This is a genomic window from Litoreibacter sp. JB4-2 (assembly GCF_055693445.1).
Map to the genome: position 1 here is coordinate 3,516,017 of NZ_CM146334.1, position 12,335 is coordinate 3,528,351.

Annotated in this window: 8 protein-coding genes and 1 pseudogene; 6 read left to right on the forward strand and 3 right to left on the reverse strand. The window is 54.8% G+C overall.

From position 1 onward, the window contains the following. Positions 1 to 2: 2 nt before the first annotated feature. The 6 genes from ybgF (at position 3) to folD (ending at position 7,666) form a co-directional block, all read left to right on the forward strand. Complete coding sequence (gene ybgF, locus ACZ1G7_RS17595) at positions 3 to 815, forward strand: tol-pal system protein YbgF (RefSeq protein ID WP_472660680.1); 813 nt, start codon at positions 3 to 5, stop codon at positions 813 to 815. Between the two features lie 83 nt (positions 816 to 898). Next, a complete protein-coding gene (gene tilS / locus ACZ1G7_RS17600; RefSeq protein ID WP_472660681.1) occupies positions 899 to 2,089 on the forward strand; it encodes a tRNA lysidine(34) synthetase TilS in 1,191 nt (396 codons plus the stop codon). 77 nt (positions 2,090 to 2,166) lie between these two features. Further along, the gene (ftsH, locus tag ACZ1G7_RS17605) at positions 2,167 to 4,092 is read left to right on the forward strand and encodes an ATP-dependent zinc metalloprotease FtsH (RefSeq protein WP_472660682.1); all 1,926 of its coding nucleotides are present in this window, start codon (positions 2,167 to 2,169) and stop codon (positions 4,090 to 4,092) included. Positions 4,093 to 4,209: 117 nt separating this feature from the next. Then, entirely contained in the window at positions 4,210 to 4,794 is a 585-nt protein-coding gene (locus ACZ1G7_RS17610; protein WP_472660683.1) for an MOSC domain-containing protein, read from the forward strand. Positions 4,795 to 4,975: 181 nt separating this feature from the next. Beyond that, the gene (locus tag ACZ1G7_RS17615; protein WP_472660684.1) at positions 4,976 to 6,652 is read left to right on the forward strand and encodes a formate--tetrahydrofolate ligase; all 1,677 of its coding nucleotides are present in this window, start codon (positions 4,976 to 4,978) and stop codon (positions 6,650 to 6,652) included. A 111-nt stretch (positions 6,653 to 6,763) separates the two neighbouring features. Next, positions 6,764 to 7,666, forward strand: a complete 903-nt coding sequence (gene folD, locus ACZ1G7_RS17620) for a bifunctional methylenetetrahydrofolate dehydrogenase/methenyltetrahydrofolate cyclohydrolase FolD (protein ID WP_472660685.1) — start codon at positions 6,764 to 6,766, stop codon at positions 7,664 to 7,666. Here folD and pdeM read toward each other — a convergent pair. From pdeM to ACZ1G7_RS17635, 3 genes and pseudogenes are all read right to left on the reverse strand, one after another. Next, positions 7,637 to 8,332 (reverse strand): ligase-associated DNA damage response endonuclease PdeM, encoded by a 696-nt coding sequence (gene pdeM / locus ACZ1G7_RS17625; RefSeq protein ID WP_472660686.1) that lies wholly within the window; start codon positions 8,330 to 8,332, stop codon positions 7,637 to 7,639. The two genes, folD and pdeM, sit on opposite strands and share 30 nt — an antisense overlap. A 39-nt stretch (positions 8,333 to 8,371) precedes the next feature. Next, a pseudogene (locus ACZ1G7_RS17630) lies at positions 8,372 to 10,824 on the reverse strand (ligase-associated DNA damage response DEXH box helicase). Between the two features lie 108 nt (positions 10,825 to 10,932). Then, the gene (locus ACZ1G7_RS17635) at positions 10,933 to 12,249 is read right to left on the reverse strand and encodes an ATPase (protein ID WP_472660687.1); all 1,317 of its coding nucleotides are present in this window, start codon (positions 12,247 to 12,249) and stop codon (positions 10,933 to 10,935) included. Positions 12,250 to 12,335: the final 86 nt, after the last annotated feature.

Genomic DNA, 12,335 nt, shown 5'->3' on the forward strand with positions numbered 1-12,335 from the left:
CGATGCGCGTGTTCTTTGCGATGGTCTTTGCTTTCTTTCTTGTGCTGCCTGCGGCGGCGCAAGATGCCGAAACACTTGCGGATATTCGGTCTGAGCTGGGTGTTTTGAAAGGCGAGATGGCCCGTTTGCAGGCCGAACTTGCACCGAGCGCCAGTGGCGCTAGCGTCACCATCACCGGTGACGCATTGCAACGCATCGACGCTATTGAGGCGGGTTTGACCCGCCTTAATGCCAAGGCGGAACAGTTGGAAAACCGCATCAACCGCGTGGTGGCTGACGGCACCAATCGTATTGGCGACATTGAATTCCGCTTGGTAGAGCTGGAAGGCGGCAACCTTGGTGCGTTGGGCGAAACAGCTACCTTGGGCGGCGGCACCGGTACTACGACTGCCCCGACGGCCCCCGCAACGCAGCCCGAGGGGCCGGAGTTGGCGATCGGCGAGAAGTCTGACTACGAGCGGGCGCAGGAGGCGCTCGCCTCCGGTGACTTTCGCGGCGCCGCCGAAAAGTTTGCGGCCTTTACCCAATCCTACCCGGGCAGCCCGTTAGAGGCCGACGCAGAATTTCAGCGCGGGCTTGCGTTGGAGCAGGCGGGCGACGCGCAAGGTGCAGCGCGCGCTTATTTGGCCAGTTTCTCCGGCTCACCCGAAAGTCCGCGTGCGCCCGAAGCCTTGTATAAATTGGGGCTGTCTTTGGATGCCTTGGGACAACGCAGCGAGGCCTGTTTGATGTTGCAAGAGGTGATGACCCGCTTCCCAACATCGGCGCAAGTCGGGCCTGCCAGCCAAACACGCGTGAGCCTTGGGTGCAGCTAAAGCCGGGGTCAGAGGACCTTCGGTTATTCGATCAGGTTTCGGCAGTCTTAAAGCAGTTTCCGGCGTCTTCACCAGAAACCCCTTTGAAAATAGGATTGGCCGTCTCCGGCGGTAGCGATTCAATGGCGATGTTGCATCTATTTGCCACCGTTGGAGCGCAACAGCATTGCCAACTGCGCGTTGCAACGGTCGATCACGGTTTACGACCTGAAGCGGTGCAAGAAGCGGCTTTTGTTGGTAGTGTCGCGACGCAATTGGGCATTGAGCATGATGTTCTGACATGGGCTGATTGGGACAAGCACGGAAATCTGCAAGCTGCGGCGCGTGACGCAAGGTATCGGTTGCTGGGGGCATGGGGCGCTGAACACGGTTTGGCTGCAATCTGCCTTGGGCACACAGTCGATGATCTGGCCGAAACCTTCTTGATGCGGCTGTCTCGGGGCAGTGGCCTTGATGGTTTAGCAGCAATGGAAAAGCGTTTTGTGCGAAGCGGGATGAGTTTTGTTCGACCATTGCTCGCGCTCGAACGCGAGACGTTGCGCAGCTATTTGACGCAGCACGGCCATAAGTGGTGCGACGATCCAAGCAATGAGGACGACCGGTTCTTGCGCGTTCGCGCCCGTGCCGTTCTGGCCGAATTGGGGCCTTTGGGCATAGGCACGTCTGAGATTGCTGGCGCGGCGCATGATCTTGGCGCCGCAAAAGACGCGATGCGCGACACTGTGCGTCAATGCGCAGAAAAGGTCGTCCGGTTTGATCAAGGTGATGTCGTGATCTCCACGACGGAATTGGTGAATATCCACCCTGAGGTTTTGCGTCGCTTAATGGCGTCCCTTTTGACTGTGATGGGGCAAAGCGCTTACCCGCCGCGTGCAGATGCTATGCTTAAGATGTCTTTAAAAACAAATGCATACAAACCACATACGCTGAATAGATGCTACGTCTCACGCAATGAGCAAGAATTGCGTATCGCGCGCGAATATAGCTCAGTCAAAGACGTAAGCTGCGCAACGGATCAGGCATGGGACGATCGTTGGGTGTTTGATGGACCGCATAGCCCTGATCTGCGGATCGCAGCGCTTGGCGAAGCGGGCATTTTGAAGTGCCCGGATTGGCGGGCCTCGGGGCTGCCTCGGATGTCAATTCTGGCTTCTCCGGCGATTTGGCATGGGGATGCGTTGGTCGCAGCGCCGCTTGCAAATTTGCCCAATGGGTGGTGCGCCCGATTGACACAAACCCGCGAACAGTTCCTTTCCATGCTTTTATCGCATTGAACTACCGGCCATTACGCCTATTTTAAGGGGAACGCTGTAACACCAGCACACTCCAAGCTGATATCAGGAGAATTTCTTTGGGCAACGCGCGCAATATCGCCTTCTGGCTCGTTCTGCTTTTGCTGATCGTAGCGCTCTTTAATCTGTTCCAGGGCGGGCAGAGCCAAGCGAACTCGCAAGAGATCGCCTATTCCGACTTCGTAGAACGTGTCGAAAAGGGCGAGGTGAGCGAGGTCACGCTTGATGGTGAGCGCATCGTTGGCGTCGCTGGCGGCCAAACATTTGCTGTGATCAAACCGCAAGGCGTCGACGTAACAGAAGTCTTGCTTGAGAATAACGTCGATATCAAAGCGAAGTCCCAAGAACAAAACGGCCTCCTTGCCTATGTTGGCACCCTGCTGCCATTTATCATCATCATCGGTATCTGGATTTTCTTCATGAACCGCATGCAAGGCGGTGGCAAAGGCGGCGCGATGGGCTTTGGAAAATCGCGCGCGAAGCTGCTGACGGAAAAGCATGGCCGCGTGACGTTTGACGATGTTGCAGGCATTGACGAGGCCAAGGAAGAGCTGGAAGAGATCGTTGAATTCCTGCGCAACCCGCAGAAATTCTCACGCCTTGGCGGCAAGATCCCTAAAGGTGCATTGCTTGTGGGCCCTCCGGGTACTGGTAAGACGCTGCTTGCGCGTGCGATTGCGGGCGAGGCGGGTGTGCCTTTCTTCACCATTTCGGGTTCTGATTTCGTTGAGATGTTCGTCGGTGTCGGTGCGAGCCGTGTGCGCGACATGTTCGATCAAGCCAAAAAGAATGCCCCGTGCATCCTGTTTATTGATGAAATTGACGCTGTTGGGCGATCGCGCGGCGCGGGCTATGGCGGCGGGAATGATGAACGCGAACAGACGCTGAACCAATTGCTGGTCGAAATGGATGGTTTTGAAGCCAATGAGGGCATCATTATCGTTGCTGCGACCAACCGTGCCGATGTTCTGGACCCGGCGCTTTTGCGTCCCGGGCGATTTGACCGTCAGGTTCAGGTTCCCAACCCCGACATCAAAGGTCGCGAAAAAATCCTGCGCGTTCACGCACGAAAAACGCCACTTGGCCCTGATGTTGATTTGCGGATCATCGCACGTGGCGCCCCGGGGTTTTCTGGTGCGGAACTTGCAAACCTTGTGAATGAGGCGGCGTTGTCAGCGGCCCGGATCGGGCGTCGTGTCGTGACCATGGAAGACTTTGAGATGGCCAAGGACAAAGTCCTGATGGGCGTTGAGCGTCGGTCTATGGTGATGACACAGGATCAGAAAGAAAAAACCGCATATCATGAAGCGGGCCACGCCATTGTAGGTCTCAACCTAGATAAATGTGATCCTGTTTATAAAGCGACGATTATTCCACGTGGTGGTGCTTTGGGCATGGTGGTGTCGCTGCCCGAAATGGACCGTTTGCAGCTGTTCAAGGACGAGGCGAAACAGCGCATTGCCATGATGATGGCCGGTAAAGCCGCTGAAATCATGAAATATGGCGCAGATTCTGTCTCATCTGGCCCGGTTGGTGATATTCAACAGGCGAGCCAAATGGCGCGTTCGATGGTGATGCGCTGGGGTATGTCCGATAAAGTCGGCAATATCGATTACCAAGAGGCGGCGGATGGCTACCAAGGTGGCGGTGGTGCTGGTGGGTTCTCCGTCTCGGCAGCGACGAAGCAACTGATCGAAGATGAAGTCAAAGCGATTATCGATGAGGGCTATGAAACTGCCGTAAAACTTCTGAAGAAACACAACACAGAATTTGAACGGCTTGCCCAAGGCTTGTTGGAATATGAGACGCTGACAGGTGATGAAATCACGAAGGTGATCAACGGCCTGCCGATTGATCATGAGGATGACGATGACCGCGATGCGCCTGATTCCGGCGGTAAGGCGTCTCTGGCTGCAATTCCGAAGACCAAGAAACCGAAGCCGCCGAAGAGCGACCCCGGTATGGAACCGGAACCTTCTACGTAAAACAATGCCCCGGCCACGCGCCGGGGTTTTCTTTTTGAAGCGTGTCATCAAGATACGTGATTGGACGCGGTGACACACAGATGTCAGTTTCGGCCGAGCAATCATGTGGAGATCAAGATGCCTGCGCTCATCAATTCAGGGTATACCGGTAAAATTGTATGGTTGGGTCTCGTTGTAGATCGCGACGTTGCGCTTCGGTCGGGACATACCGACGCGGTCAATGCAACTTTCGCGGGTCTCGATGGCGAGGATCATAGCGGTTTGACGCGCGCTTCATGTTCGCGGGTCGTGACTCAATATCCGAAAGGCACTGATATCCGGAATGTACGTCAAATCTGTATTGTCTCTGCGGAGGAGATGGCAGCTGTTGCGGCTGAAATGGGCGTGGAGGAGTTTAATCCGGAATGGTGCGGCGCAAATTTGGTCGTTGAGGGATTTCCTGATTTTACACATGTACCGCCCTCTGCGAGGTTGCAGACCCAGAACGGGACGACGCTGACAATCGATATGGAAAACCAGCCGTGTCATCTTCCGGCGGCGGTGATTGATGAAGACGCCCCTGGGCACGGGCGAGGGTTCAAGGCGGCTGCCAAGGACCGACGCGGTGTCACCGCATGGGTCGAACGCGAGGGGCCTTTGGCCATTGGTGACACGGTGACGCTTTACGTGCCGGGACAACGGGCGTGGTCGCCAAACGGCTAGATCGCCCGCGGAAGCTGGACGCTTCGTCCACCTGGAACATTGGTTTCGTATAAGAAATTCCCGCATACCCCCAAGGCGATTCCTAAAGGCCAAATGTCGGAAATGCGCTGAGTGGTGTTCGCATGCCACGGTATAGCGTATCCCAATTGAACCGCCATAGGGCGTTAACAGGGGAAAACCGATGGGCTACAAAACCGATATTGAGATTGCTCGCGAAGCAAAAAAACAACCGATCCAAGAGATCGGGGCCAAGCTGAACATTCCCAGCGAACATCTTCTTCCCTATGGCCACGATAAGGCGAAGGTTAGCCAAGACTTCATCAACTCAGTCTCGTCCAACGACAATGGCAAGCTGATCCTCGTCACTGCGATCAATCCAACACCGGCTGGTGAAGGTAAAACAACTACGACGGTTGGCCTTGGTGACGGATTGAACCGCATCGGAAAAAAGACAGCTGTTTGTATTCGTGAAGCATCGCTTGGCCCAAACTTTGGGATGAAAGGTGGCGCCGCTGGCGGCGGTTACGCTCAGATTGTTCCGATGGAAGAGATGAACCTGCATTTTACAGGGGATTTTCACGCGATCACTTCCGCGCATTCGCTGCTGTCGGCGATGATCGATAACCACATTTACTGGGGAAATGAGTGCGAGATTGATATCCGGCGCGTACAATGGAAGCGCGTTGTCGATATGAATGACCGCGCATTGCGCCAGATCAACGTGTCGCTGGGCGGGGTCGCCAACGGGTTCCCGCGCGAAGGCGGGTTCGATATCACCGTGGCATCAGAGGTTATGGCTATCCTGTGCCTCGCTACCGATTTGACAGATTTGCAAAAACGCCTTGGCGATATGATCGTTGCTTACCGCCGCGACCGCTCGCCGGTGTTCTGTCGCGATATTAAGGCTGATGGGGCGATGACCGTTTTGCTGAAAGACGCGATGCAGCCGAACTTGGTGCAAACCTTGGAAAACAACCCTGCCTTTGTGCATGGTGGTCCGTTTGCCAATATTGCGCACGGGTGTAACTCGGTCATTGCGACGACGACAGCGTTGAAATTGGCGGATTACGTCGTGACTGAGGCTGGTTTCGGCGCTGATCTTGGCGCAGAAAAGTTCATGAATATCAAATGCCGCAAGGCGGGCCTTGCGCCCGATTGTGTCGTTTTGGTCGCGACCGTGCGCGCTATGAAGATGAATGGCGGTGTCGCAAAAGCTGATCTGGGCGCTGAGAATGTCGATGCGGTAAATGAAGGCTGCGCAAACCTTGGACGCCATATCGGGAACCTGAAAAGCTTCGGTGTGCCTGTTGTTGTGGCGATTAACCATTTTGTGACGGATACAGACGCAGAAGTTCAAGCCGTGAAGGACTATGTCGCGACACAAGGGTCCGAGGCGATTGTCAGTCAGCACTGGGAGTTCGGTTCTAAAGGGTCTGAAGCTCTCGCGACACGCGTTGCGGAGATCGCTGACAGCGGTGCAAGCCAGTTCGCACCGCTTTACAGTGATGATCTGCCTCTGCTGGAGAAAATCAACCGGATCGCAAAGTCTATCTACCGTGCTGATGAGGTTTTGGCGGACAAGAAAATCCGTGACCAGCTGAAGCTGTGGGAAGATCAAGGCTATGGCAATTTGCCGATTTGTATGGCGAAGACCCAGTATTCATTCTCGACTGATCCGAACCTGCGCGGCGCGCCTGTAGGGCACTCGGTCCCAGTGCGCGAAGTGCGCCTATCGGCAGGTGCGGGCTTTGTGGTTGTCGTCTGCGGAGAGATCATGACGATGCCGGGCCTGCCACGGGTTCCGTCCGCCGAAAACATTCATCTCAATGCAGACGGCCAGATCGAAGGTCTTTTCTAAACAATATGGGGGCAGGCGATCGGGGCCTCGAGCCCCGTTCGCCTGCGTCGCCGCGACATGCGGCTCCAAAGCAAAAAGATGAAACCGCGGGCGCGGTAGATGAGGACTAAAATGTCAGCCAAAATTATTGACGGTAAGGAATTCGCGTCACGCGTGCGCGGCCAAGTGGCGGACCATGTTACGTCGCTTAAGAAAGATCATGGGATCACACCTGGATTGGCGGTTGTGTTGGTCGGGGAAGACCCTGCAAGCCAGGTCTATGTGCGTTCCAAAGGCAAGATGACCGTCGAAGTTGGCATGAAGTCGGTTGAACACAAGCTTGATGTTAACACGTCTGAAGCCGATCTTCTGGCCGTTATTGATCAGCTCAACAAAGATGAAAGTATCCACGGTATTTTGGTGCAGCTACCGCTTCCAAAGCACCTGAACGAAGATCTGGTCATCAATTCGATAGATCCGGCGAAGGACGTTGACGGGTTTCATATCTCCAATGTTGGTCTTTTGGGGACCGGTCAAAAGTCCATGGTCCCATGCACACCGTTGGGGTGTTTGATGATGTTGCGCGACCACCATGGATCGCTTTCAGGGATGGATGCCGTCGTGGTGGGCCGCTCAAACATTGTGGGCAAACCGATGGCACAGTTGTTGTTGGGGGACAGTTGCACGGTAACGATTGCGCATTCCCGTACCAAAGACCTGGCCGATGTTGTACGTCGCGCCGATATCGTCGTCGCTGCCGTTGGGCGCCCTGAAATGGTACCTGGCGATTGGATCAAACCGGGTGCGACGGTGATCGACGTTGGCATCAATCGACTTGATGCGCCGGAAAAAGGCGAGGGGAAGACCCGGCTTGTGGGCGATGTGGATTACGAAAGCTGTGCCGCTGTTGCCGGAGCGATAACGCCCGTACCGGGTGGTGTCGGACCGATGACGATTGCTTGTCTGCTGGCGAATACTTTGACAGCATGCTGCCGCGCCAATGATCTAGCGGAGCCCGAGGGCCTGACGGCTTAAACGCGTCTTTGGCAGTGAAACGGCACGCGGGACGGCGCCAGTAACAATTGCGTAGCCGCCGTCCTCCTCCAGCGTATCGAAGGTAGGGTCGGTGACGTTGAGACCACCGGTATATGCGCCGAATGCGGGCATAATCAGGTGCGTTTTGTTGACCAGGAAACAAGGGCGCGACAGCTGGCGGCCACGAAGGTTGAGGCTGATCTTAGGGTGAAAGTGCCCGGATATTTCGCCAATGGCGCCCGCTTCCGTAATGTGACGGAAGACAAGCGGGTCGTGTTTGATCTCGAATAAGTGGGTTCCGCCCAGTTCTACCGGGCCGGGATCATGATTGCCTTCGATCCAAATCCAGCGGCGCCCAACCATGAGCGTTGTTATCTGCTGTGTGATTGCCTCGGGCAACGCTTCGCTGGCTGACAGATCATCAAAACTGTCGCCGAGGCAAATGACCATCGAAGGGTCTAAATCACTAACAAGATCTGAAAGACGCGAAAGCGTCTCAAGGTTCTCATAAGGCGGCAGCAGTTGACCCGACCGGCGCGCTATTCGCTCAGACTTTCCCAAGTGAAGATCTGAGACGACCAGAAGGTCTCGTTCAGGCCAATACAATGCGCCTGATCCGAAGGCTCGAAGCGTCTCCCCCGTGAATATAAACTCGTAGAAGTTCATGATGTGTTCTTATCTTGGGCGTGACCTGCTTGCCAATGGTTAATAAGGGACGGCCCAACGTTTCGGGTGTGTGACATTATCGGGCAAGGCTGCGTCGTCGAACAGGCGCTCAGCCTCTTCAGCCAAAAGTCGTTCTTCGGCCAAACCTTTGATAGGTACGCGCCCAACCTCTAAAAACAACGGGGCTGCGAGGGGTGTGACGCGGTCAAGTTCAATCAGGTCAATGTGACCTTGCGTGCGGGTAATCATTTCCTCGACCCGGCCAAAATCAATCAGGCCTTTCATGGCTTCTTCGCGCGTGATGGCGAGCATCAGGTGATCCGGATCATATTTGCGCAGCGTGTCGTAGAGGATGTCTGAGGAAAATGTCGCCTGGCGGCCAGATTTTCGCGCACCACGTGTCATACGGTCAATCAACCCCGCAATGATCGCGGAATTGCGAAAGGTGCGCTTCATCACTGCATTTCCTGCAAGCCATTGTTCGAGACCGTCTCGTAGGTTTTCAAGTTCAAACAGTGGCGCGGGGTCCTTCAAAGGCTCCAACCCCCAGATCAATGTTGCGTAGTCGGTGGCTACAAAACCCAAGGGTGCCAAACCTTGCGCTTCCATGCGTTGTGTGAGCAAAAGGCCAAGCGTTTGCATCGCATTGCGCCCGGCAAATCCGTAGATGACGGTGTTCGCACGACCGTCACGCGGGAAGCTTTCAATCAAGAGCCGGCCGGGTTCGGGTAGGCGCGAGCGTTCGCGCTGCAAAGCCAGCCATTGCGCAGTGTGACCTGGCAGATCAGGCCAGCTATCCTTTTGAAATATATCTAAAATACGACTACTAAGCTGTGTCGAGGTGGCAAATTTGGTGCCCATATAGGTCGCGATACGGGGTTTATCCGACGGGGATCTTGTGACCTGAACAGTCATTTCCTTTAGGCCTTCGTATTTCACGATCTGGCCACCAATGAGAAACGTGTCACCGTGTGCGAGCGTGGCGGCAAACCCTTCTTCAATCTCACCCAAAGGTGCTCCGCCACTGCCCGGCCCACGCTTGGCTTTGAGCCTGACTTTCAACCTTTCAGTGTCAATGATCGTCCCGAGATTGATACGAATTTGTGCCGCTGATCGGGGGTCGCGTAGTTGCCAAAATCCGCCCCTTTGAACAAGCCTTTGATAGCGATCATAGGCTTTCAGCGCGTAGCCCCCCGTCGCGCAATAGTCGAGACAGGCATCAAAGGCAGCCCGATCCAGCGCTTTGTAGGGCCCCGCGGTCGTGATCTGTGCGAAGAGGCTATCTGCTTCAAACGGCCCGGCAGCGGCTGAGTTGAGAATGTGTTGGCATAAAACGTCTCGTGGTCCAGGCCCTTTAGGCTCACCATCAAGGTCATAGGCATTTACGGCGTCAAGTGCGGCTTTGCATTCGACGATCTCGAAGCGGTTTGCAGGCACCAACAGTGCTTTCGAAGGAGCGTTGTAGCGGTGGTTGGCACGACCAATGCGCTGTACAAGACGCTTCACATTTTTAGGCGCGCCGATCTGGATCACCAGATCGACATCCCCCCAGTCAATTCCCAGATCGAGTGATCCCGTGCAGACAATCGCCTTAAGGGTACCGTCAACCATGGCCTGTTCAACTTTGAGCCGCTGTTCTTTGGCAAGCGCGCCGTGGTGAATTCCAATCGGCAGCTGATCGTTGTTGGCAAGCCAAAGGTTATGAAAGAAAATTTCAGCCTGAGCCCGCGTGTTGTGAAAAATAAGTGTCGTATTGTGCTGACGCACTTGATCTAGAACTGCTGGGATCGCGTATTTTCCGCCGCCACCCGACCAAGGAGGCGCCTCTTCGGTTTGCAGCATTTGGATGTCAGGGTCTGGGCCAGGGTCGGCGGAAATGATCGTGGGTTTAGCAGGGTGGCAAGCGAGGAAATCAGCGATAGCCGATGGGTCATCAACCGTCGCGCTGAGCCCGACGCGGCGAAGGTCGGGGGCGATACTTTGCAACCGTGAAAGCGCCAACATCAGTTGATCACCACGCTTACTTTCCGCGAGCGCGTGGATTTCGTCCATGACGATACGCTTAACCCCGGCAAACATGCGGGGCGCATCCTCATATGTCAGAAGGAGCGCCAGGCTTTCAGGCGTCGTTAGCAGGATATGTGGTGGGTCGGCGCGCTGCCTGCGTTTTTGAGTGTAGCTTGTGTCGCCGGTACGATCCTCGATCCGAATGTCGAGGCCTATTTCGTCTGCTGGTTTGCGTAAATTTCTTTTGATATCAGCGGCGAGTGCTTTGAGGGGGAGACGTAAAGCGTGTGCAGGCCGGGACTTTGATCATGGCAAAGGTCGGAGAGAGTCGGCAAAAAACCTGCCATTGTCTTTCCGCCGCCAGTCGGTGCGATCAGCAAACACGCTGGATCGTTCTGTGCCTCAAGCATGGCCAGTTGATGCGGGTGCACCGTCCAGCCTTTCTGGGCGAACCAATTTGCGATCTTATTTGGCAGAACATCCATGCCTCGAAACCTAGCGGTTTAGATGAGGAATGACAGCTGCGAGCGCTCGAAACTGCGACGGTTTCAGGAACTTTGTTTGTTGCCCATCGTCGGTTGAGAGGAGCCGTTCTAGTGAACGATCTCCTCCTCCTTCACATACATGTTGGCCCAAGCACGGTCGAGCAGGTCCGGCGACATCTGATTTGGGATGCCTTCATAGTCACATACATTGATCATCTGATCGATCAGGAAGTTGCCGTGATAATTGGCGTAAATATTGTCGATCGTTGGGTATTTGACCTTCAACATGTGGATCAAAGTCGCCTCATCAAGCGGCATGTTTTTCTTTTTCGCGACCATAGCAAAGACTTTCAGGAACTCTTCCTGCGTTGGGCCATCAATCTTGATCTTGTAGAAAATCCGCCGCAGAGCCGCGCTATCAAACAGTTTGTTGGGGTGGAAGTTGGTGGAGAAAACGACAAGCGTGTCGAATGGAACCTCGAACTTTTCGCCCGATTGCAGAGCGAGAATATCGTATCCCGCTTCCATCGGGACAATCCAGCGGTTGATCAGCGCCTGCGGCGGTTCTTCCTGACGACCAAGGTCGTCCACAATGAACACCCCGCCAGTCGCCTTCAATTGAAGCGAGGCCTGATACGTGCGCGATACCGGGTTGTAGTTCAGATCGAGCATGTCGAGCATTAGCTCACCACCGGTCATAACGGTTGGGCGTTCGCACAATAGGTAGCGTTTATCGTAACGGTTATCGGTCCGACGCAGTGAAGATACTTGACCTGCTTCGGTATCTTCCAACACGGTATGGACGATCGGGTCGTAGAGCGTAATCACCTGGCCCGCATATTCGATACAATGCGGGATGTAGATCACGTCGCCAAGCGCGTCGCGAATACCGTTCGAGATGGCAGATTTACCGTTTCCGGGTGGGCCGTAAAGCAAAACGGATCGGCCTGAGCTGACCGCCGGACCCAGATGCTCCAACAAATGTTCCGGCAAGATCAAATGGCCCATATTCGCCAGCAGCCGGTCACGTGTGATTTGCACGTTTTTCACAGACTGATTTTGAACCTGTTCTTTGTACTTTTCCAGCGGGACGGGAAGGGGGCCGTAATATTCAGACTGGCTCAACGCATCAAGTGCGCGTGCTTTCCCCGCATCGGAAAGCTGGAATGCCATTTCGGAACCCGATCCGGCATGCAACGTACCCTGCGCCTCGATCAAGCGTTGTTCGCGCGCAATTTCAACAAGTTGTTGCGTCAGCGGTAGCGATAAGCAAATCGCCTCTGACATCGCGGAGACGTGTTCAAGGTTCTTACGAAAGACGGTCTTAAGTAAGATGTCGCGCATCATCACCGTGGTAAGCCCGGTGTCTTGCAACGATTTTGGCGGCGATGGGGGGATAACCCCTGTGGGTGCGTGCATGTTCATAGGACTTCTCTACGTGTAGATTTCGACATTTGTTTGGCGAAATTAACCATTTAATCGCCTTATATAGGTCAAAAACCGAACGGGCT

Coding starts and splice junctions, on each gene's coding strand:
- ACZ1G7_RS17610 (WP_472660683.1), top strand. CDS start 4,210: ATGCCTGCGCTCATCAATTCAGGGTATACCGGTAAAATTGTATGGTTG.
- ACZ1G7_RS17615 (WP_472660684.1), top strand. CDS start 4,976: ATGGGCTACAAAACCGATATTGAGATTGCTCGCGAAGCAAAAAAACAA.
- folD (WP_472660685.1), top strand. CDS start 6,764: ATGTCAGCCAAAATTATTGACGGTAAGGAATTCGCGTCACGCGTGCGC.
- ybgF (WP_472660680.1), top strand. CDS start 3: ATGCGCGTGTTCTTTGCGATGGTCTTTGCTTTCTTTCTTGTGCTGCCT.
- pdeM (WP_472660686.1), bottom strand. CDS start 8,332: ATGAACTTCTACGAGTTTATATTCACGGGGGAGACGCTTCGAGCCTTC.
- ACZ1G7_RS17635 (WP_472660687.1), bottom strand. CDS start 12,249: ATGAACATGCACGCACCCACAGGGGTTATCCCCCCATCGCCGCCAAAA.